Annotated in this window: 18 protein-coding genes and 2 tRNA genes; 6 read left to right on the forward strand and 14 right to left on the reverse strand. The window is 35.6% G+C overall.

What is annotated here, in order from left to right:
• Positions 1–24: 24 nt before the first annotated feature.
• The 6 genes from B5X62_RS04185 to B5X62_RS04210 are packed head-to-tail and all read right to left on the reverse strand — an operon-like array spanning position 25 to position 5968.
• Positions 25–1035, reverse strand: coding sequence for a ligase-associated DNA damage response exonuclease (locus tag B5X62_RS04185; protein WP_079666137.1), 1011 nt, complete (start codon positions 1033–1035; stop codon positions 25–27).
• Between the two features lies 1 nt (position 1036).
• Entirely contained in the window at positions 1037–2038 is a 1002-nt protein-coding gene (locus B5X62_RS04190; protein WP_079666369.1) for an SDR family NAD(P)-dependent oxidoreductase, read from the reverse strand.
• 4 nt (positions 2039–2042) lie between these two features.
• Positions 2043–3032: a catalase family protein gene (locus B5X62_RS04195; RefSeq protein ID WP_079666138.1), complete on the reverse strand. Its 990-nt coding sequence runs from the start codon at positions 3030–3032 to the stop codon at positions 2043–2045.
• Positions 3032–3547, reverse strand: coding sequence for a pyridoxamine 5'-phosphate oxidase family protein (locus B5X62_RS04200; protein ID WP_079666139.1), 516 nt, complete (start codon positions 3545–3547; stop codon positions 3032–3034). Before B5X62_RS04200 ends, B5X62_RS04195 begins: the two co-directional genes overlap by 1 nt.
• Positions 3548–3559: 12 nt before the next feature.
• Positions 3560–3802: a hypothetical protein gene (locus B5X62_RS04205; RefSeq protein WP_079666140.1), complete on the reverse strand. Its 243-nt coding sequence runs from the start codon at positions 3800–3802 to the stop codon at positions 3560–3562.
• A gap of 42 nt (positions 3803–3844) precedes the next feature.
• The gene (locus tag B5X62_RS04210) at positions 3845–5968 is read right to left on the reverse strand and encodes a catalase (RefSeq protein WP_079666141.1); all 2124 of its coding nucleotides are present in this window, start codon (positions 5966–5968) and stop codon (positions 3845–3847) included.
• A gap of 307 nt (positions 5969–6275) precedes the next feature.
• Between B5X62_RS04210 and B5X62_RS04215 the strand changes: the two genes are divergently transcribed.
• On the forward strand, positions 6276–7532 hold the full coding sequence (locus B5X62_RS04215; RefSeq protein WP_079666142.1) for a putative DNA modification/repair radical SAM protein: 1257 nt from the start codon (positions 6276–6278) through the stop codon (positions 7530–7532).
• A gap of 58 nt (positions 7533–7590) precedes the next feature.
• Here B5X62_RS04215 and B5X62_RS15430 read toward each other — a convergent pair whose 3' ends face one another.
• On the reverse strand, positions 7591–7767 hold the full coding sequence (locus B5X62_RS15430; RefSeq protein ID WP_144038294.1) for a phosphatidate cytidylyltransferase: 177 nt from the start codon (positions 7765–7767) through the stop codon (positions 7591–7593).
• Positions 7768–7893: 126 nt separating this feature from the next.
• Here B5X62_RS15430 and B5X62_RS04220 point away from each other — a divergent pair, with 126 nt between their 5' ends.
• From B5X62_RS04220 to B5X62_RS04235, 3 genes are all read left to right on the forward strand, one after another.
• Positions 7894–8442, forward strand: coding sequence for a lipocalin family protein (locus B5X62_RS04220; protein WP_079666143.1), 549 nt, complete (start codon positions 7894–7896; stop codon positions 8440–8442).
• Between the two features lie 3 nt (positions 8443–8445).
• On the forward strand, positions 8446–9210 hold the full coding sequence (locus B5X62_RS04225) for a TIGR03915 family putative DNA repair protein (protein ID WP_079666145.1): 765 nt from the start codon (positions 8446–8448) through the stop codon (positions 9208–9210).
• A gap of 1273 nt (positions 9211–10483) precedes the next feature.
• Positions 10484–10909, forward strand: a complete 426-nt coding sequence (locus B5X62_RS04235; RefSeq protein WP_079666147.1) for a DUF6943 family protein — start codon at positions 10484–10486, stop codon at positions 10907–10909.
• Between the two features lie 301 nt (positions 10910–11210).
• Here the strand turns inward: B5X62_RS04235 and B5X62_RS04245 are convergent, their stop codons facing one another.
• The 3 genes from B5X62_RS04245 to B5X62_RS04255 are packed head-to-tail and all read right to left on the reverse strand — an operon-like array spanning position 11211 to position 12587.
• Positions 11211–11423 carry a hypothetical protein gene (locus tag B5X62_RS04245; protein ID WP_079666149.1) on the reverse strand — a complete coding sequence of 71 codons (213 nt, stop codon included), beginning with the start codon at positions 11421–11423 and terminating at the stop codon, positions 11211–11213.
• Complete coding sequence (locus B5X62_RS04250) at positions 11420–11824, reverse strand: DUF5675 family protein (protein WP_079666370.1); 405 nt, start codon at positions 11822–11824, stop codon at positions 11420–11422. The genes B5X62_RS04245 and B5X62_RS04250 overlap by 4 nt, the downstream gene beginning before the upstream one ends.
• A gap of 10 nt (positions 11825–11834) precedes the next feature.
• Positions 11835–12587: a hypothetical protein gene (locus B5X62_RS04255; RefSeq protein ID WP_079666151.1), complete on the reverse strand. Its 753-nt coding sequence runs from the start codon at positions 12585–12587 to the stop codon at positions 11835–11837.
• Between the two features lie 811 nt (positions 12588–13398).
• Between B5X62_RS04255 and B5X62_RS04265 the strand changes: the two genes are divergently transcribed.
• Positions 13399–13472 (forward strand) — tRNA-Asp (locus B5X62_RS04265).
• Positions 13473–13505: 33 nt separating this feature from the next.
• Positions 13506–13579, forward strand: a tRNA-Asp gene (locus tag B5X62_RS04270).
• A 61-nt stretch (positions 13580–13640) separates the two neighbouring features.
• Here B5X62_RS04270 and B5X62_RS04275 read toward each other — a convergent pair.
• The 4 genes from B5X62_RS04275 to B5X62_RS04290 all read right to left on the reverse strand — a co-directional run bounded on the left by B5X62_RS04275 (position 13641) and on the right by B5X62_RS04290 (position 20915).
• Positions 13641–15314, reverse strand: coding sequence for a hypothetical protein (locus tag B5X62_RS04275; protein ID WP_144038295.1), 1674 nt, complete (start codon positions 15312–15314; stop codon positions 13641–13643).
• Positions 15315–15480: 166 nt separating this feature from the next.
• The gene (locus B5X62_RS04280; protein WP_079666153.1) at positions 15481–17553 is read right to left on the reverse strand and encodes a M13 family metallopeptidase; all 2073 of its coding nucleotides are present in this window, start codon (positions 17551–17553) and stop codon (positions 15481–15483) included.
• Between the two features lie 110 nt (positions 17554–17663).
• A complete protein-coding gene (locus B5X62_RS04285; protein WP_079666155.1) occupies positions 17664–19016 on the reverse strand; it encodes a peptidylprolyl isomerase in 1353 nt (450 codons plus the stop codon).
• Positions 19017–19085: 69 nt separating this feature from the next.
• The gene (locus tag B5X62_RS04290; protein WP_079666156.1) at positions 19086–20915 is read right to left on the reverse strand and encodes a hypothetical protein; all 1830 of its coding nucleotides are present in this window, start codon (positions 20913–20915) and stop codon (positions 19086–19088) included.
• Positions 20916–20928 lie beyond the last annotated feature (13 nt).

The raw sequence follows: 20928 nt of genomic DNA on the forward strand, positions 1-20928 counted from the left end.
ACTTACTTTGTAATCATTGCTTTTTTAAATTGATTCATCGATTTCCGTTTTTTCTTCATCATCGCCGTATTCGGTTTTTACTTCTTCGGATTGTATTCCGATTTCATTTAAATATTTAGAGAAAACAGCGGTCTGACCGTGAGTTACGTACACTTTTTCAGCTTCAGTCGCTTTTATTGCTGTTAATAAGCCTTGCCAATCGGCGTGATCGCTAATCGCAAAACCTGCATCGGCACTGCGCCATCTTCGAGCACCCCGAATTTGCATCCACCCTGAACAAATAGCGTACGCCATATTCGGGATTTTTTTCATTGCTGGATTGTCGACCAATGCGGGCGGTAACAGAATTATTTTTCCATCCAAATGTTTTTTATCGTCACGTAAATCAATGGTTGTGTAATCTGGAAGTTTTACACCCACACTTTCATAAGCTTCATTGAGTTTCGCGATAGAATAATGAACATTTAGCTCACCCAAATCTTCCAAAGCTTTCATAATTCGCTGAGATTTCCCTAATGAATAACCGATGAATACGGATGTTTTACCATTTTTACGGTTTTGCTCTACCCAGTTTTTCATTTGATTTTCTTGTTCCTCAACATAAAGCCAATTGTAAATAGGAAGTCCGAAAGTACTTTCAGTAACAAATTCATTGCATTTTACAGCTTCAAAAGGCGTTGAAAGTCCATCATCTTGAATTTTATAATCGCCAGAAATTACGGAGACATAGCCTTTGTATTCCATCCTAATTTGCGCAGAACCAATAATATGTCCTGCCGGATGCAAAGAAACTTTTACGCCGTTAATGTTTATCACTTCACCATAGGCTACACTTTCACATTCTATATTTCGACCAATTCGTGAATACAAAATAGGTTTTGTAAAATGATGACACAGATATTTCTTCATGCCACTTCTCGCATGATCGGCGTGACCATGCGTGATGACTGCTAAATCCACACGTCGCCAAGGATCGATATAAAATTTCCCTGGAACACAATAGATGCCTTTGGATGTGAATTTTAGCAGCTTCAACCTAATCGAGTTTTTTTGAATTGTTTTTCAAATGTTTGGCCACTAAAAATCCTGCGCCAATGGCGAGCGCGGTTCCCAAGATTGTTTTGGTTGCTTTAGACGGTTTTGGAAGTGCCGATTCGCCATACACTCGGTGTGGATTGTCTGACGGTTCTAATACATTGCCTTCATCATCTTTTCCTTTTTTTAATGTCATCATTAGCCTTAATGCACCTGTTGCCAAATTGGTGAAAGTTTCTGGAAAAGCACCATGAGCAAGCTTTAGCATAAAAGAAGTAGCGTCTGGAAAAGTGTCGTTTTTAGGTTTGCCCACCAAATTATAAATTACTTGAGCGGTATCTCGCGGATTTGCTGCAAATGGAGGAATTTTAAAATCTAAACCCGAAAATTTTGCCGAATGCATATTCCCTGTAGATTGTTGAACTTGCGGATAAATATTGCAAATATGAATTTGTGGATACACGCTGTACTCGCTCTGCAAACCACTCATCATGCCTTTAATACCTGTTTTTGTTGCCGAATATACCGAACTGAACGGAGCAGGCATATAGCCTCCAATAGATACATTATTAATTAAAACGCCTTGATTTTGTTCTTTAAAAACGGGCAAAACGTAATAAGCGCCATGCATATAACCCATTAAATTGGTTTTGATAACTTGCTCGTTAATGTCCATTGGGATTTCCTCGAATTTTCCGCTTGCCATAACACCTGCATTGTTCACCCAAACATCGATTCTACCAAATTCTTTCAATGCAAATTCTACCAAATCTTTCACGTCATTGGCGTTCGAAACATCGGTGGTTTTGTATACGGCTTTTCCACCTAAAGCATTGCACTCTGCAACCGCTTTCTCCAAACCTTCTTTTCCTCTTGCTGCTAAGACTATTTGGTAGCCATTTTCTGCAAACAATTGCGCCGTTGCCAATCCAACACCACTTGAAGCACCTGTAATAACCGCTGTTTTTGTAACTAAACTTGTAATTGTGTCTATAGAATCCATAATATTATATTTTTTCGTTGCTATGATTGCAAGTTTCGATGGACCGCTCGTATACTTTTTTTCTAATTTGTTGAATTTTTCCAACGGGTTGCAACTCTTTTTTACTATCAAAAGGATTGAATGAGAGCTGTTCTAATTCCAAATTTGTTTCTTCTAAAACTTCTTTACATTCAATAATACCAAAGTCCAAAAAGTCGGTTTTTCGCCAATCTTTGGTTAAATTACTAATCGGTTGATATTTCTCCTCGTAAGCAATTTGATATAAAATTTTATACTTCAAATCATTTTTTGAAATGTAAGATTTCACATCTTCCAAAACTGAAATTCCTGTTGAAAATTCGGGGTCGAATTGCAGCGGAATTGCTTTTATTTTAATGATTTTGTTACCTAAACGATATGCACCAACAGAATAATAACTTCTTGCTAGAATGAAATACTTGAAACTTTTAATCCAATTTCTAATGGCAGAAACGAAAGACCAATTCATTGTTTCGAAGGCCATTGGTACACCAGAAATTAAAATTTTAAATGCCTGAAATGGTTTTGTAACAATGGAACCCGCAAAAAAACGGTTAATTGCCATAAAAACTTTCAGAAAAACACTGACAGATTTTGTCATAAATAACGGAAAATTCACCAGTGGATAATTTGCAATCGTGGAAGAATCATCATCAATTTTTAAAGCAAAACCAAACAAAGGAAGTTGTCGATCAGACTTTGAAATTTTCAAATTGGCGTGTGATAATCGCACCAGAGCATTGTACTCATTTTCAGGAAAAAATTCTTTTAGATTTTCATCTTTTGAGGGAATAAATCGTCCTTTCAAATAAGAATACGATTTTGCGTGTGCATCTCTGGTAGAATATTTTACCGTGCTTATTTTTCCAGATTTATTTACAAATTTCGAAACTGTGGTCAAAGTTTGTTCCAACAAATCATTTTCACGAGGTGTTAATGAATCAAATTTTGGATGATGTGCTATGGGAAGCTTCATTAAATCTTAAGTTCGCCTTCTATTCCTCCGTCTTCAATTGGACTTCCCGTAACGGCAGCAAAAAGCATTTTCGACATGGCAATAAATTTATTGTCTTTGGTTTCGTAATAATAGCCATCATTAGGCGAAACTTTTATTAAACTGATATTGGGGTCATCTTTACCATCGAACCAAGCATTAGCAAAATTTGACCAATATTTTTCGATTAAGCTTTTGTCTTGCGAAGCACTGGCTTTTCCCTTAATAAAGATGTATTCGTATTTAGAATTATTCATAAAATACAGTTCTACATTAGGATTGGCTTCGATTTCATCATTTTTTAGTGAACGAACGTCGCTCAAAAACCATAAATTGCCCGTCTCATCCACTTCTTGCAGAGCCATGGGTCTGCTCGTGGTATTGCCGCCAATATTGGTGGTAAAAAAGCAAGTTCGGGCAGTTTCAGCAATAGCTTTAATTTTTTCGATGGCGGCATTCCCGCTCAAATTTTCTGTCGGTGATTGTGCATTTCCCATAATTTGGTGATTTTATATTTTATTAATTGGTATTTCGGGACTGTGAGGAAAGCAATTTCTTTCTTCATTAATATGAAAAGTGAAATTGGTACATACAATGACATCGTTACTATCAAAATGTTTTACAATACCATCTTTTTCCATGGCGACCACCCAGCAGGAGTTTTGATGCATGCCATAATCGATAATAAATATAGTGTGACCACGTCCCAAAGGCGTATCTACAAGTATAGTTGGACTTAGTTGTAAAATCATTTTGTGTATTTTATGGATTTATATTGTTTTGTGCAGTCTATATTATGAAGGCACTTTTCTTTGTTCTTCACGCTCCCAAATGCGATGCAGTTTCATAGTGTTAATAAAAGATTCTACCCAATTGGATTCTTTACTTTCCAGTTTAACCCCTTTGTCAACCTCTACAAAAGATCTATCCAATAAGCTTTCCGCTTCCTTAGCAAAAGCTAATACTTTACAATGTCTATAGGCATCGTTGATAAATTCATAGTAATCAGCATTCTTTTTTAGCGCGTCTACCGATTTGCCTCCTGGCGTAAAAACAGCGTCATAACAAACTGATGGATCGGTAAGATAAGTGTGTTCGATATTTTCGGTATAGCCTTCTTGATAAGTGAGAGGACCCACTTTAGACGAAATTAAAACGGCTTCGGCACCTTCTTTTTCTAAAGCTTTTTTAAATTCATCAACACTCGCTTTGGAAACGCCGTTATCCACCAAAAAGGCAACCTTTCTGGTTTTAATCGTTCCTTCTCCTGCTTTTACCTTCATGCTAAGTGCGTCGGAAGAGCTGATCTCATTTTTCTTTACTTTTAATGGGTAGTTCGGATGATTTTGTCTAGCAAATTTTAAAGTTAATTCATCCAATTCCTTTGGAGGTGTGATATTGAGATTGTCACCCACTTTTTTTGCTAAATCTGCATCAATTTGATTTAAAATAGCAACCTGACGTTCTCTGATTTTAGGATCGTTTACTTTGCTAAGTTCAAAACTTAATGCATTAATAATGTGCTGTTTTTCTGCCTCGCTTTGAGAATTAAAAAATAATGTAGCTTGGCTAAAATGGTCAGCAAACGAATCGGAACGCGCTCGCACTTTTTTGCCATCCACTTGTTGCTCGTGCGACTGGAATCCTTCTTCACCCTTCAACATGGCATGATAAGGGCATCCCGATGCTTTACTGTTGGGGAAATAGCTAACGCCACCTTTCAAAATATCAATTCTTCCTGTTCCATCTTTTTGGTTGTTATGTTTTTGATTAACAGGCCTGTTAATTGGGATTTCATGAAAATTAGCGCCGCCCAATCGATAATTTTGAGTATCCATATAGGAGAAAACTCTTCCTTGTAACAAAGGATCGTCGGTTAAATCAATACCAGGGATAATTCTTCCAGGGTCGAAAGCGACTTGTTCTGTTTCAGCGAAGAAATTTTCAGGATTGCGGTTCAGAGTCATCGTTCCGATGATTTTTACTGGAACCAATTCTTCTGGAACCAATTTGGTGGCATCTAAAATATCAAAAGAATATTTGAACTCATCTTCCTCAGGAATCAACTGTACGCCCAAATCCCATTGTGGATAGTTGCCCGCTTCAATAGCTTCGTACAAATCTTGACGGTGAAAATCTGAATTAAATCCAGACAACTTTTGAGCTTCGTTCCAAGCCACGGAATGTACTCCTAATTTTGGTTTCCAATGGAATTTCACAAAGGTGGCTTTACCATCTTTATTCACTAATTTGAAGGTATGCACCCCAAAACCTTCCATCATACGCAAACTTCGCGGAATGGCTCTATCAGACATCGCCCACATGATCATGTGTGCAGATTCGGGCATTAAGGAAATGAAATCCCAAAACGTATCGTGCGCCGAAGCGGCTTGCGGATACTCTTTATCAGGTTCAGGCTTTACAGAATGAATTAAATCTGGAAAATTCATCGCATCCTGAATAAAAAAAACAGGAATATTATTGCCTACCAAATCATAATTCCCGTCTTCTGTATAAAATTTAACCGAAAAACCACGCACATCTCTAGCCAAATCAGTCGAACCTTTAAAGCCCGCAACTGTAGAAAAACGTGTAAACAGCGGCGTTGTGGTTCCTTTCTGCAAAAATTTCGCACACGTATATTCGGAAATATCTTCATGGATTTCTAAAATGCCGTGCGCACCGCTACCTCGGGCATGTACGACACGCTCCGGAATTCTTTCACGGTCAAAATGCGCTAACTTGTCAAAATAAATGTGATCTTGCTGAAGAGAAGGGCCGCGATCTCCAACTTTCAAAGTGTTGTTGTTATCATAAATCGGGACACCATCATTGGTTGTCAATTTTTGATTAGAATTTTCCACCGTTGCCTGCTTCATTTGGTGGAATTTTGCATCGGATTGTTTGTTTTTGTTCATAAAATATTTTTTTGGATTAGGTGCAATATTTTTTTTCTTTTTAAAGTTAAATTCTAAAAAAAGTAAAGCCTACATCAAATCCTTTAAAAATGATGTATAAAAGTGTGGAAATTTCTTAACAAAAGTAGTGCCACAAAAGTTATCATTTTTTTAAATAAAAATATTATTTAGTAAAATTATCTCAACAAAATTTAAAAATCATTCACAAATTTTTAAATTACCATGTGGCAATTTTGATACGAATTGTATCAAAAATTGTTTTTCAACTTGATATACATTTTGTATTTTTAAAAATTAGAATTGCGGAATGGATAGAATTCAGGAAAAATTAATGATCTTGGCTGATGCTGCGAAGTATGATGTAAGTTGCAGTTCAAGCGGTAGTAAAAGGAAAAATACGGGCGGTATTGGCGATGCGTCATCTTCAGGAATTTGCCACACGTATACCGAGGACGGAAGATGCGTTTCTTTGCTCAAAATCTTACTCACCAACCATTGTATTTACGATTGCTCCTTTTGTGTAAGCAGAAAAAGTAACGATGTTAAAAGGGCAGCATTTACGGTTGATGAAGTGGTAGAATTAACCATGAATTTTTATCGCAGAAATTATATTGAAGGTCTTTTTTTAAGTTCTGGAATTTTCAAAAATGCTGATTTTACGATGGAACGCCTGATGCGTATTGTTAAAAAACTTCGTACAGAAGAACGCTATAACGGTTACATTCACCTGAAAACCATTCCTGGAGCTAGTGAAGAATTGATTAAAGAAGCGGGTTTATACGTTGATAGGATGAGCATTAATCTGGAAATGCCTACCGAAAAAGGACTGAAAATGGTGGCTCCCGAAAAAGATCATGACAGCGTAAGAAAACCTTTGGCTTTTGTTCAAAATCAAATTAGTGAGTTAAAAGCGCAATCCAAATTAATAAAATCTAAACCTCTATTTGTTCCAGCAGGTCAAAGTACGCAAATGGTAATCGGGGCAACGCCCGAAAACGACTTCGAAATTATGAGCGTTGCCAACGAGTTTTATCAGAATTACAAATTGAAAAGAGTCTATTATAGCGGCTATATTCCCATTAATAACGAAAATGCTTTGCTCCCTCAGATTGGCTCGCAACCACCATTAATTCGAGAAAATAGATTGTATCAAACAGATTGGCTTTTGCGTTTTTATGATTTTAAATTAGATGAAATTCTGAATCCGTTATTCAGCAATTTGGACATGGATATAGATCCGAAATTGGGTTGGGCACTGCGGAATCCGCATTTTTTTCCAATTGATGTTAACAAGGCGAGTTATCAAGAAATTATTAGAATTCCTGGAATTGGTCGACAATCAGCAATGAAAATTGTAAAGAGTAGAAAATTTGGAAAACTGCACGAATATCAAGTCAGGAAAATGGGGATAAGTTTTAACAGAGCACAGTATTTTATGACTTGCGCCGATACTGTAACACGTTTGGGGGAATTAGCACCTTTAAAAGTAAAATCTTTAATTACAAGTACTTCCCAAAGCAAATATAAATCTACAATTCCTAGTAATCAGCTCAGTTTATTTTAAATAACCAAAAAGGATGAACGATAACGTCATCCTTTTCCTACATTATTGGGAAAAATAACTATTTCTTATTTCCTCCCATAAATTTAGAAATAAGCCAAATGACTAATGCAACACCTCCAAAAATAAGGATAAAAGCCCACCACATTCCAGCCTTAAAAATGGTATTCACAGCTTCGCAACTCGTCAGTAAAGAAATGCCTAAAATGGCAAAAAAGCCTAGTGTAAATTTTTTCATACTAAATTGATTTATAATTATGATGTATTCAAGAAGTCTGCCATTAATCAGACGATGCTAAAATTTTTAATTTTTTAAGAGAGTGAATTTTGGCGGGAAAATTGTTGTGCTTTAACAAAAATTAAAATGAAAAATAAAAGTTTAAAAAAAGTAATGTTCGCCGTTGCTGGCGTTGGTGTTATTGCTGGGTTATTGGCTTGCTCGGGAAAAAAAGCAATGAGCAATAATTTGCAGGTGGTTCAAAATTTTGATGCCGACAAATATTTGGGAACCTGGTATGAGGTGGCACGTTTTGATTTTAAATTTGAAAAAGATTTAAAAAACGTGACCGCAAATTATTCCAAACGCGAGGATGGCAAAATTAAAGTGGTTAATAAAGGCTTCAATTTTGTAAAAAATAAATGGGAAGAAGCCACAGGAAAGGCCAAATTTGTAGGTTCTGAAAATGAAGCAGCATTGAAAGTCTCATTTTTCGGACCTTTTTATTCTGAATATAACGTCGTAATGATGGAACCCGATTATCAGACAGCCCTCATTTTTGGTGAAAGCACCGATTATATGTGGATGCTTTCTAGAACAAAATCAATTCCTGAAGCAACCAAACAGAGGTACATAGAATTTGCTCAAAAGCACGGCTACGACACTTCAAAATTGGTATGGACGCAGCAAGATTAAATAATGATTTATAGTTTTGATGGAAGTTACCAAGGTTTTCTAACCGCCTTATTCGAAAGTTTTGAACGCAAACATTTCGAGGTGAGCTTAGTGGTACAAGATGATTTTTTTGCGCCGCTCTTTGAGGAAGTTTTTGATGTAGTTACGGATTTCCAAAAAGCCCAACGTGTACAAAAAGGTTTACACAAAGTATGTTCACCAAAACACAAAACAGATATTTTTAAAGTCTTCTTGTCTGAAAAACCCGAAGCTTGGAAGGCTTTAATATATATCGTTCAGAAACAATTTTTAGGAAAAAAAGATATTTTAGATAATTATGGGGATGCACAGATATTGCTGTTTCACAAAACGTTAACCAGCGTCGATCGGGAGCGCCACCGCATGAAAGCTTTTGTTCGGTTTCAAAAGAGTGAAGATGGTATGTTTTATTGTATGATCGAGCCTGATTTCAATGTTTTACCTCTAATTTCAGATTTTTTTAGAAAGCGATATGCAGATCAAAAATGGCTTATTTATGACGTAAAACGAAAATACGGCGTTCTATATGATCAGCAAACACTCTCGGAAGTGTATTTAACACCCCATCAACAAAACGCATTAACAAATTCCGAAAACATCATAAGCTTTGATGAAACGGAAGAAAAATATCAAACCTTGTGGCAACAGTATTTCAAAAGCACCAATATTGAAGCCCGAAAAAACATGAAACTCCACCTGCAACACGTTCCAAGGCGGTATTGGAAGTATTTGGTGGAGAAACAAATGTGATTAATTTGACACTTTATACTTTGAAAAAATGAATTGATAATTTTTGATTGTTCTAAAAAAAATAAATGCTCTTTAATTTGCATTAGTTTATATTAATATCTTGCGTCTGCTAGAAAAATATAAAATAATATTTCTTCACTTGCCTCAGCAAATAACATAACAAACATTATAGTCAGCAGCCAACGCTACGGAGATTGCTTCCACCTGCCTGTTCTGAGTCTGTCGAAGGGCTACAGCAACTACCATCATATTGTGCCTATAATGTGGGGTTATGTTAAATGCTTCCCTAGTAACGGGCATAGCCCTTTTGCGCCTAGGCTTTGCCAACGCTTTTCTCCCAACCCACCCATTTTATAGGATGCACAAAAAAGATGCAGATAGAGTAGTCTTTTGCCAATCGTTACAGTCGCTTCTTGCGAGAAACTATTTTATAGATAATAAAAAAATAGTTCACGCAATCAGCCACTGTGCCTGTGCTGAGCCTGCCGAAGTACTCACGCGCATAGCAGTATTCATTCATTCCTATAGGAGCTTATGCCAACGCTTTGTTTCAATCCCAATTCAAAAATACGCTAGTTTCATAGGCAAATAGTTTCAGTGTATTTTTTCATCGGCCTTTACAATATCCAACAAAGCTCCTTCCGTCAATTAGTCATACAGCTATCTTTTCCAACGCTCATCATATTTAGTTCTTGTATCTAGATGCTCGGTTCTTGAATCTTTTCTCAAGCATCTTTTTTGTGCGAGCTTATCTACCCATTTTTACCAGAGATTCCCAAAGCTAAATCCAAGCTTCTCCAGTTCCTTCACAATAGGTATATGCAAGCATATCCCTACCAATACGTCACCGCATGCAGGAGTATATCGCCAAAGCAAATTTCAACTGCCATATACACCTGCCTTTTCCATTGCTCACCGTTCTTTGCCAAGCATCTTCCCACACCTTTTAATTATCGTTTACCCTAGAATATTAGTTTTTTTAGCATAATCATAAGAAGAAATGGAAGCCGAACTTCGGCCAAAAAATAAAAAAAGAAAAAAAGATAGGGGGCTTCCTAATCCAGCCGCTATATTGTGTAAAGGTCAAGCCCTACGGGTTTTTGCAAAAAGATTTTTGCATCTAAAATATATGCAAAAACTTTTAGCAAAAAACCTTGACACAATGCCACGCCCCCTTACAAGAGGGCTTTCTTTTTTTCTTTTTTTTTCGGTTTTTTTCTTCGTTTTCTTTTGAAAAATTTTCGGCGCAGCATAAAATTTTAAATCTCAAGCCATGACAAATTTTAAAGTACGTACGTACAATTCTGAAAAAGAAACGCCCGAAAATGCTCTATTTATCCTTTCAAGAGGACACAACGCAGGAAAACCATTGTTTGAACCTTGCCCCAACTGTTTTATCCTGTATTGCAACGACCAAGAAGAACGCGAAAACCTGTACTGGACATTTTTTACACTTTGGAAAAATGGCTTTTTTCATCCTTATTTATGCGGAAGTGTGATTGAAATGCTTCGTTTGTTTGAACTTAAGAAAATTATACAAAATTTCATCATTCCTAGTCTTAAGAAGATGGAGCAGAACGCCAAAATCCTTTTCGACATCAAAGCCGTTTATCAGTTAGAACAAAAGTTTACTGAGCAACTCAAGCAGCTTTCCGAACTTCGTTCTGTTCTAGTGCGAAAGTATTATTTTCAAATCTAATAAGATTTAAGAATTCAGTATTTAAAACAAAATATAGCCTCTCAAAATTCTGAGAGGCTATTTTGTTCTTAGTCACCACAACTTTTAGAACTTGTTTTTTAATAATTTAATAAGAAATTTTAGTAATAATGTCATCAAAAAACTGGAAGCACCTCCTAATCCTGCGAGTAAAATGGTTTTGATCAGGTCTTCGGTTTGTATATTGACAAATATCGTTAGTAGAGTACCAAATGCTGTACTTAGTTTAGTCGAATTATCTAAATAATTCATCGATAGTTGATGTTAATTCTAGGAACGAATTTTAATCATCCCTATAAACTGCTGTTTGACTGATCGCGGATGCGATTCCTCCAGCAACCGCAATATATCCAGCTATTGTTATTACAATTGCTGGCAGCGAAACGGGAGCTGTCGCAATAACACTTCCTACAGCTGTAAGCACTAAACCTAAATTTCTTATTGTTTTAAAGAATTTTGGAGTAGGCTCCTGCATTCTTTCCATTACTTTTTTCATGTCGTTGATTTTTTAATTGTTAGATTAATTACAAAGCCTTTTTCTAGATATGGAAAAAGTATATTTTTCAATCGCTCAAAGGCAATCCGTGAACGGATTCCTTTTCCTTCTCCAGTCAGCTCCGAAACTGGAGCAATGCAACCATTTAATTCCTTCAAAGCATTATTGGCAGGATGAAAGAGAATTAAATCTCTGTTTTTTACATTCCGTACTTCTAAATGCCATTTGAATTTTGGACTAAAACGCTTTTTAACTCGATACAAACCTTCTGGAATACATGAAATTCTTCTTTGGTTATTTTTCCAAGCTAATTCAATCGTCTTGCAGATCTCTTTGTCCTCAAAGTATAAAGTCCCATTAGTGCCTGATACATGATATTGACGTTCTAAAACTAATTTCATAATTAGAGCATTAAACAACTACATCAATGATCTTTAAAGCATTAAAAGCTCCGTTTTTTAACGAATATTTTTCACCATTCACTTCTTGAAAGAACTCAATGCCTAAAGCTAAAAATAGAGGGTGTGTCGACAATTCGGGTAGCACAAGAGGAATGTCAATTGCAGCAGTTAAGGTATTGTCCCAAGGTAAAATGATACTTTCTCCAATGGGAGCAACATAAACTTCCGCTTCGAAATCAATATCCATTGCAGCTGCAGTCAATTTAAAATGAGTTGTACCCCCAGGAGCGGCAATCATTTTCGCTGGAACGAACGGATCAAAATTTACACCTGCTTCACCTGTAGGTCGATCCAATGTTTTATTCCACGGAGCATAAACAGTGTTTCCTAATTTTCCATTAGCATTGAAATCGAAATTCATAAGAAGTTCCGCTTCACCATCAATAACATTTCTGAGTCCTCTAGGATTAACAGCATCTAGTTTGATAACTTCGACCATCTTTTTTGTCAAACGACTTACCATTCGACTATCATTGATGTTCTGAAGTAATTGACGTATAGAATTTCGTAGAACTTTTCCAGCTTTACCTGCACGCCCAAACTCTGCATTGTTTTCTCGCGTTCTTTGGAAAGCGGGATCATTGCGGATTCTTTCAGCAGATACGCCTCCTTTTTCTCGGGCTAAATAGCCTTCCTTAGACTTGTAAAAAGTGATGCCTCCAATAGTACCATCCAGTTTTACAATACTTTTTTGTCTTGCCATTGTAATAAGATTTAAGATTAATACGCATTTAATTACACTTCAATCTTAGGCTGTTGCAACATGATTTAGATTGATTTGAAGACAAATGTTGCATTATATAAAGTAAATTCAAAGAGAGCGCTATACCGTATGTCCTAATGTGAATACTTTGTCCATAACAATATCAAATGATCACTCCCAAAAAGACATAACTTGCATGTAGTTAAGTTATAAGTACGTCTAATCCCATTTAAGTTTAACCTATGAAATCGCCACGACCAAAATTATTGTACAAACAAACACCTAAGTAGAGTGTGATAACATATGGTACTAAAAAATAAGCATCTACATATGAAAAAGGATCTGACTAGAATATGCATATATGCTAAAGACATCCAGCGGATAACAGGGAAGAGTTACCGACAAAGTACACGGCTAGTCCATAAAATAAAAGCAGAACTGAACAAACAACCCAGTGAATATCTAACTATTGAAGAGTTTTGCGCTTATACTGGCATTAAGTATGAGCAATTAGCACACCTTATTATTGGATAGCCTCGATATATTAATAATGAAATACAAATATTTTGTTATGATACTGTGTGAGTTATATAAACCTATTCAAAAAATAAAGTAGTAAATTTGCAGATTGTTAAGAAATCTTTATCTTTGCATCAATAAAAAATGACATTCTTTATATCAATTTGTTAATGACCTATTCAGTGACCTAACAATTGAAGGAACAGTATAAAGCCTATGGATAGGATGTTTGTCAAAAAAGTACAAGTCCCGTCCGGATCGCAAAAAGTTTTCAGTTACTTTTCAAAAAACTGATCCGGTAGTTCAGCTGGTTAGAATGCCGCCCTGTCACGGCGGAGGTCGCGGGTTCGAGTCCCGTCCGGATCGCAAAAAGTTTTATCAATTACTTTTCAAAAAATTGATCCGGTAGTTCAGCTGGTTAGAATGCCGCCCTGTCACGGCGGAGGTCGCGGGTTCGAGTCCCGTCCGGATCGCAAAAAAGCTTTCAGATTTCTGAAAGCTTTTTTCGTTTTATATTTAAAGATAGTTCTATTACTATTCTTTCTTAGATTTGGGAATATTTAGCTCAAACGGAACTTTTTCTTCTACTCGTTTGTCTTTGTCTTTTTTGTATCGAACTATAATATAAGCAGGTTTCTTCACATATTGTAACAACGAATTTTCACTCGCATAATCGTAGTTTTCTATTCTTACAGTAGATAAAGCATGTTTTTTGTCTTCTTTGGTAAATGCATAGATCGCAGAAACATCTTCTAGACTTGGTTCGTTTTTAAGAATGGTTAATGTCACGCCATCTGGAGCAATACTCAAACCTTTTGGTAGTCGATTAATTGGATATTCTTTATCATAATAATTAGTGATTCCGAAATCGATGTCTCCAATTATTTTGGTCGGTTTCATAGCTTTTGGAGAAAATCGGACCGCTCGTAAGTTTCCAGAGCTATTAGAATTTCCTATATCGAAATAATCGTTTTCAGTAAATATATCATCAATTGCTACAGTGTCTTTTTTATCCCCAATTAATTTAACATGTTCAAAAGTCATGTTAGTGTTTTTGTTATTGTAACCGTATGGAACAGATGTGTATAAAATAAAATCTTCAGATTCATTTAATTTTACGGGAACTGTAAGATAATTAGTTTTTAAAGCTTTTTGAATGGATTCTCTTTCAATATTTGCTAAAGGAAGGAATTCAGTTTCATCTGTAATTGCTTTTGTAGGTTTGGCTTCTGGCTTCACGTTACCCAAATCGATTTCTACCACTTTCCCTTTTTGTGATCTTAAAAAGAACTCAACTTTGTTAATTTTTCCATTCGCTTGTAGATTGACGATATAAAGTGGATGGAATTTGTGTAATGGATCTTTATCCAATTCTTTATATTTTGCTTTTATATCCATGTATTCGGAAAGAAGTTCAGGATAAGGCATGTCATGATTTCGATACCACAAATAATGTCTAAAATCATTAATCCTGCCTTCGCTTGCTAGGGTTTTTCCATTTTCGTCAATCAGACTCATTTCTAGTCTTGCAAAGCTTGCACGAGTGAGACTATCTTTTGTTTCAACGGAAGTATAATTTGGTCTTTCTATACTTTCGCGATGGAATAAATAATCACCGTAACCAGGCTCTTTCGGTAAAACATATTCTTCCTTTTTGGAAGACGTATCTTTTCTTTCAAAAACATCATAGGTGTAATCATAACTCTGTCTCACTGCTTTGTTTTCGACTAATAATGTTGCGCTATCATTTGTCATATTTAAAAGGCTTACCTCAACAGAATCTTTTAATATCGATTTTCCAATGTCTTTTGCACTTAATGAAAATTTATAATAGGTTTCTGGAACAAAAACAGAAAGCTTAGTATGTATGCTGCCGTCCTTTTGAGGCGTTAAAACATATTGATAAGGAAATTGTAGTTCGTAACCAATATCGGTCTCTATATGATCGTCTTCAGTATATATTTTAAAATTCTTGACTACTGTTGCTTTAAAATTTTCAATATTAAATGCACTATCTTTATAGATGACAGGTTCAGTGTTTAGGTTGTACAAATCGAGATTTTTGTAAAAGCCTGTGTTGTGATAACGGTCTTCGAGTTTTGCATAATCTAAGAAGAGTTGCTGCCGCTCATCCAGTCCTTGCTTACAAGCTGTTATCAACAATGCTGAAAATATTAAGATGATATTAAAGCACCGTAAATTGTTCATTTTTTTCATTTTATAGATTGTTTTTTATAAATTTAAAATAAATAATCTATTAATAACAAGAAAATAATAGCTTATATCAAGTCTATGCAAAGACTATTTTTGACCACATTAATTCAAAAAATAAAAGGCTATCCAAAATCGGATAGCCTTTGTTGTAAGTTTTCTATTACCAGATTTTAATTCTGTCTTCTGGCTTTTTGTAAAGTTTATCACCTTCTTTGATGTCGAAAGCTTTGAAGAATGCATCAACATTAACTAAAGGTCCAACCGCGCGGTACATTCCCGGTGAATGCGGATCGGTTTTTACCTGATTTGTCAAGAATTTTTCTGTTGCCTTAGTTCTCCAAACGGTTGCCCAGCTCAAGAAGAATCTTTGATCTTGCGTATAACCACTTATTAAGCCTGGATTTCCTTTATCTTTAAGATACATTTGTAAAGCGTCATAAGCTACCGCAACACCTCCTAAATCGCCGATATTTTCCCCCATTGTGAAAGTTCCGTTAACTTTTGTTCCTGGTACTGGTTCGTAGCTAGAGTATTGCTCGCCTAATTTTTTAGTAGCTGCTTCGAAGTTTTTACGATCGTCATCTGTCCACCAATTATTTAGATTTCCATCACCATCAAATTTGGAACCGCTGTCATCAAAACCGTGTCCGATTTCGTGACCGATAACCGCTCCAATTCCACCAAAATTAACTGCAGGATCTGCTTTAAAGTTAAAGAAAGGCGGCTGAAGAATTCCCGCAGGGAAAACGATTTCGTTGTTAGATGGACTGTAATAAGCGTTAACCGTTTGTGGTGTCATGCCCCATTTTGTTTTGTCAACTGCTTTGCCAACTTTTTCTAAATTTTTAGAATAACGCCAAGCCGAAACATTTTTTAAATTTTCATAAAGAGAAATCTTGTTAGGACCTTCGATATTTAGTTTAGAATAATCTTCCCATTTGTCTGGATATGCCACTTTAACAGTGAATTTAGATAATTTTTCTAAAGCTTTTTGTTTGGTTGTTGCAGACATCCATTCTAGCTCAGAAATATGTTTTTGGTAGCTTTTTACAAGATAACCAATCAACTCTTCCATTTGTGTTTTTGCTTCTTCTGGAAAGTATTTTTCAACATACAACTTTCCGAAAGCTTCTCCCAAAACCCCATTGATCATTTGCAGACCACGCTTGTTAAGCGCACGTTGCTCTTCTTGACCTTGTAGATATTTGCTATAGAAATCGAAATTCAGTTTGTCCATGTTTTGATTCAGAACACCTGCGTTGCCAGAAAGCAATCTCACCTTCATATAATCTTTTAGTAAAGGCAGATTTTTCTCATTAATAAAACTATCCAACTTCTCATAATAAGCCAATTCTCCAATGATAACGCGGTCTGTGTTAACACCAACATTTTTTAAATATTGCGGTAAATTAACGTTCTTAACCATTGCTGATAATTCGGCAGTTGTCTTTGGGTTATAACGCTTGTTAGCATCGCGACCTTGTTCTAAAGTTAAATAAGTTTTAGCCAAAGATTTTTCGAGGTCAACGATATTTTTTGCAACTTCAGAACTGTTTTTATTTCCTAAAACATTTAATAAAGCAGTAATATGTTTTTGATATTCTGCTAAAGTTTTTGCGTTGGCTTCGTTTTCTTTTTGATAATAATCTTTTCCTAAACCAAGATCTGCAGCGCCAAGATAAATGGCGTTGTTTTTAGAATCTTTAAGGTCTGGACCAACGCGCCAATCGTATAAAGGATTGTCGCCATATTTGGTCGCTTGATCAAGATATGATTGCAAATCTTTAAGATTTTTGATGGCATCAATTTTCTTAAAATCTGCTTGTATAGGCTTGAGACCGTCAGCGTCTCTTTTCTTTAAATCCATATAAGATGCGTAAAGATCTTGGATTTTTTTACCTTCGGTACCAGCCGTGAATTTGTCTGTTAAAATATGATTGAGAATGTCTAACGATGCTTCGTCTGTTTTCTCACGAAGTTCGTTAAAAGAACCCCAACTAGCTTTATCCGCAGGTATTTTGGCAGTTTTTACCCAGTTACCATTAACGTAACTGAAAAAATCATCTTGAGGTCTTACAGATTTGTCCATCATCGACAAGTCGATGCCTGCTTCTTGATATTGTTTTGTACTATTAGAAACGGGAGTTTTTGCAGCTCCGTTTGTTTGCGCTACTGCATGATTACTAACTAGCAATCCGCAAAATGCGATTACACCAATCGTTACTTTCTTCATTTTTTGAAATTAATAGCATTAAAGATAAGTATTTATTTTTGGACAGACTTCGATTTTAAACATAAAAAAACCTCACTGTTGCTAGTGAGGTTTTATATTTTTAATAAAAATTACTTCTTTTTAGTAAGCGCATCTTTTATTTTGCAATCGTTGTATTTATCATCAATTGAAATAAAAATATTTGGGATTTTAGATTTCACCCATTTGTCAACAATTTCGCCTTTCTTTTTGTTAAGAGCATAGTCTTTAACTCTTTCGTAATCTGTGTTAAGGTCTAATGTATGTGCGTCGATAATGTCATTTACACTTACGATAGATACTGCTTGTTTTCTATTAACAGTTTCTTCGAAAGGCTCCGTAATATCGTCTTTGTTAAGACCTGCAATTTGATAAGAAATGGTTGGGTCTAGGTGAAGTTTTTCGATTTTGTCACCACCATCTTGAGATTGCATAACACCTGCGTTAAATTTAGTTGACTTATCGTCAGAATACTTGTAGGCTGCATCTTTGAAAGTTATTTTCTTATCCAAAATCTGCTGACGAATATCTTCCAACTGTTTTTTAGTAGCTGCAATTTCTTCTTTGGTTGGTGTTGCTTTTAACAAAATATGTCTCGCATCGTATTTGTTACCAGTTCTTTTAATCAATTGAATTAAATGGAAACCAAACTCTGATTCTACAGGATCTGACAGTTCGCCATCTTGTAGGTTAAGCGCAGCCGCTTCGAAAGGCTTTACCATTTGCCCTTTGTTAATGGCTTTGTAAAGTCCGCCGTTAGAAGCTGAGCCTTCATCTTCGGAGTAGATTCTTGCTTGCGTTTCGAAAGACTCACCAGCTTCGATATCTTTTTTAATTTTGTTAAGTTTATCAATTAACTCTTGCTTGTGAGCTTCCGTTAACTTCGGGAAAATACTGATTTTACCCAATACAACTTCGTCCTTAACTTGCGGTAATTGAAATTTGAATTGGTTGAAAAAATCCGTCACTTCGTTAGGTGTAACGTCTGTTTTGTCAGTAATTCTCGCATATTTTTGTTGTCCGTAATATTGGTCAGAGTCAATTTTTTCGATGGCGTTACGCATCTCATATCCTGTACGGAATTTGTACATGCCCAACATTGTCTTTTCATCTGGGAACTGAGACAAGATTTGGTTGTACTTTTGTAGTGCCATATCTTTGATCTGCGCCGAACGATTTTCGATAACAGTATCTCTTTTTGCCTCGTAGATAACGATTTTGTTATTAACGATGCTTGATAAAAACTCACACTTATCTGCAACTTTAGTCCCTTGTTGTTGTGCGTAGTTGGCTTGTTCTTCGATGTCGGATTCTAATACAATTTCGTCACCGATAACCGCAGCAATACCATCTAAGAACTGTCCAGGCTTTATTTGAGCATTAATTTTGGTGCTGAAAAGAACCAAGGCTAACAAAATAAAAACCGCTTTAAAATTATTTAACATTATTTTTTGTGTAAAATTTGTTTGCAAAAATAGTATTATAAATGGATTGTAGTCAATCTTTTATTATAATTATTTCTTAAAAGTCTTCTTTAAATCTTCAACAAAACCAGGTTGAATCTCCACTTTAACTTTCTTTTTTTGATTGGCAAGTGTCTCTTGCAACATAGCTTCTGTCATCGCATCTTTCACCGTGTCTTGCGCTTCTTCGAAGGTCATTGTTTCTTCTGGTAAAAGTTCATCCACTGCAACAATAACTTCGCGGTCTTTAACTTTAGTCTGATGAATTCCTTGTTCGTAAGGTACTTTATATTCTGTGAAAACTTCCGCTGTAGCAGGTACTTTTCCTTCTTCGAAGCTTACTAAGATTTTGTTCTTATCACTAAGTTTTTTATCATATTTAGCTTTAAGAGCTTCCCACTTTTTAGTATCGGACATTTCTTTTTTAACTTCCGAAACTAGCTTAGAATCCGAAATAATCGCTACACGACTTTTAGCACTTTTTTCCCATTTGTATTGGTCTTTATGGCTTTCGTAGTAAGCTTTTTGTTTTGCAACATCTTTGTTGATTTCAGCTTTTAGATAATCATCAAAAATCCATTGCGAATATAAGTTTTGACGAAGATCATCAAGTTCTTTTTTTATCTCAGGACGTTCTGTAAACTCTTCTGCAAAAGCGCTGTACACAGAATTGTCGATGTGATAATCGATTAATGCTGACCATTCTTTAGGCGTTATTTTATCAAGATCTTTGTAATTTTTCTCAATAAAATTCTTTAGGTCAGAGTATTTTTCTGTTTTAGTTTTGTATTGGAAAAGTGGCGCCGACTGGTTTTTAAAAGCTTTGAAATCTGCATAACTTTTCTTAATGGTGGCAAGATCTGCATATTCTTTATAGTTGGGTGCCACCATAATGCTTTTTAGGACTTCGTCAGTCACCTGATTGGCGTACGTACTGTTTTTAACTTCACGTATAAAAAACTCTTTATTGTCAGCCGTTAATTGATAAGGTTCAATATTATAAATGTTGAAAATAAAATATTTGTTATCAATTTTAACAGGTTCTGTTGTGTAGTAACCTTTTGTTTTCCCTTTGAACTGAGCATAAACTTCGTCCGGAAGAATAGGGGAGCCAAATACAAGTCCACCCGCTTTTCTTTCGTGGTCGGTAGAACCTAATTCTTTAGTAACATCTTCGAATTTTTTACCCGATTTTAAAGCTGAATATATTTTAGCTTTAGATTCATCGGTGTTAAAATCGTTTGGATAAGAAATAGTCCCAAAAGTAATATAACCAAGACTTGGTCTTTTGTCCAAAACTTTAGCAAAAACAACACTTCCGTTTGCGCTGAAAAGCTTTGTATAACTACCAACTGGTGTTTTTTCGATTTCGCCGAAAAGTTCGTTGTCAAGCGTACCAGCTTTTACAAAAGTCGCAGGAACTGGATTTTTAACATAAGTCAAAATCGCGTCTTCCATTTTGGTTGTACCCGCCTTTACGTCTTTATAAATTTGATCGTAATTGTTGGTGTCGCCTTCTTCTTTAATAACGTTGAAAACCAAAATTCGATATTCGTTTTGGTTTGCTTTAACATAGTTAGCAACGATTGGATCTAGAATAGCACTTGGGATCAATTTGGTCTCTTTAAGATCACGAACGCGCATCCCAACAGCATTACGGAAAGATGTAATTGTATCCGCTTTTTTCTCTTTTGCTAATTGTTGCAAAAGCATGAATTCTACTGTTGAGTTGATGGTTGCATCAACGCCAGTGTTTTCTAATCCGTATTTATACTTTTCTTTAAAATCTTTAAGTGTGATACTTTGGTCGCCAACAACAAGGCTTTGACCAAATACAGCATGTGTTGCCAATGCTGCTAATACAAAAAGGCTCTTCTTCATTATTAAATATTGT

The sequence above is a fragment of the Soonwooa buanensis genome (assembly GCF_900167905.1).
Lineage (GTDB): Bacteria > Bacteroidota > Bacteroidia > Flavobacteriales > Weeksellaceae > Soonwooa > Soonwooa buanensis.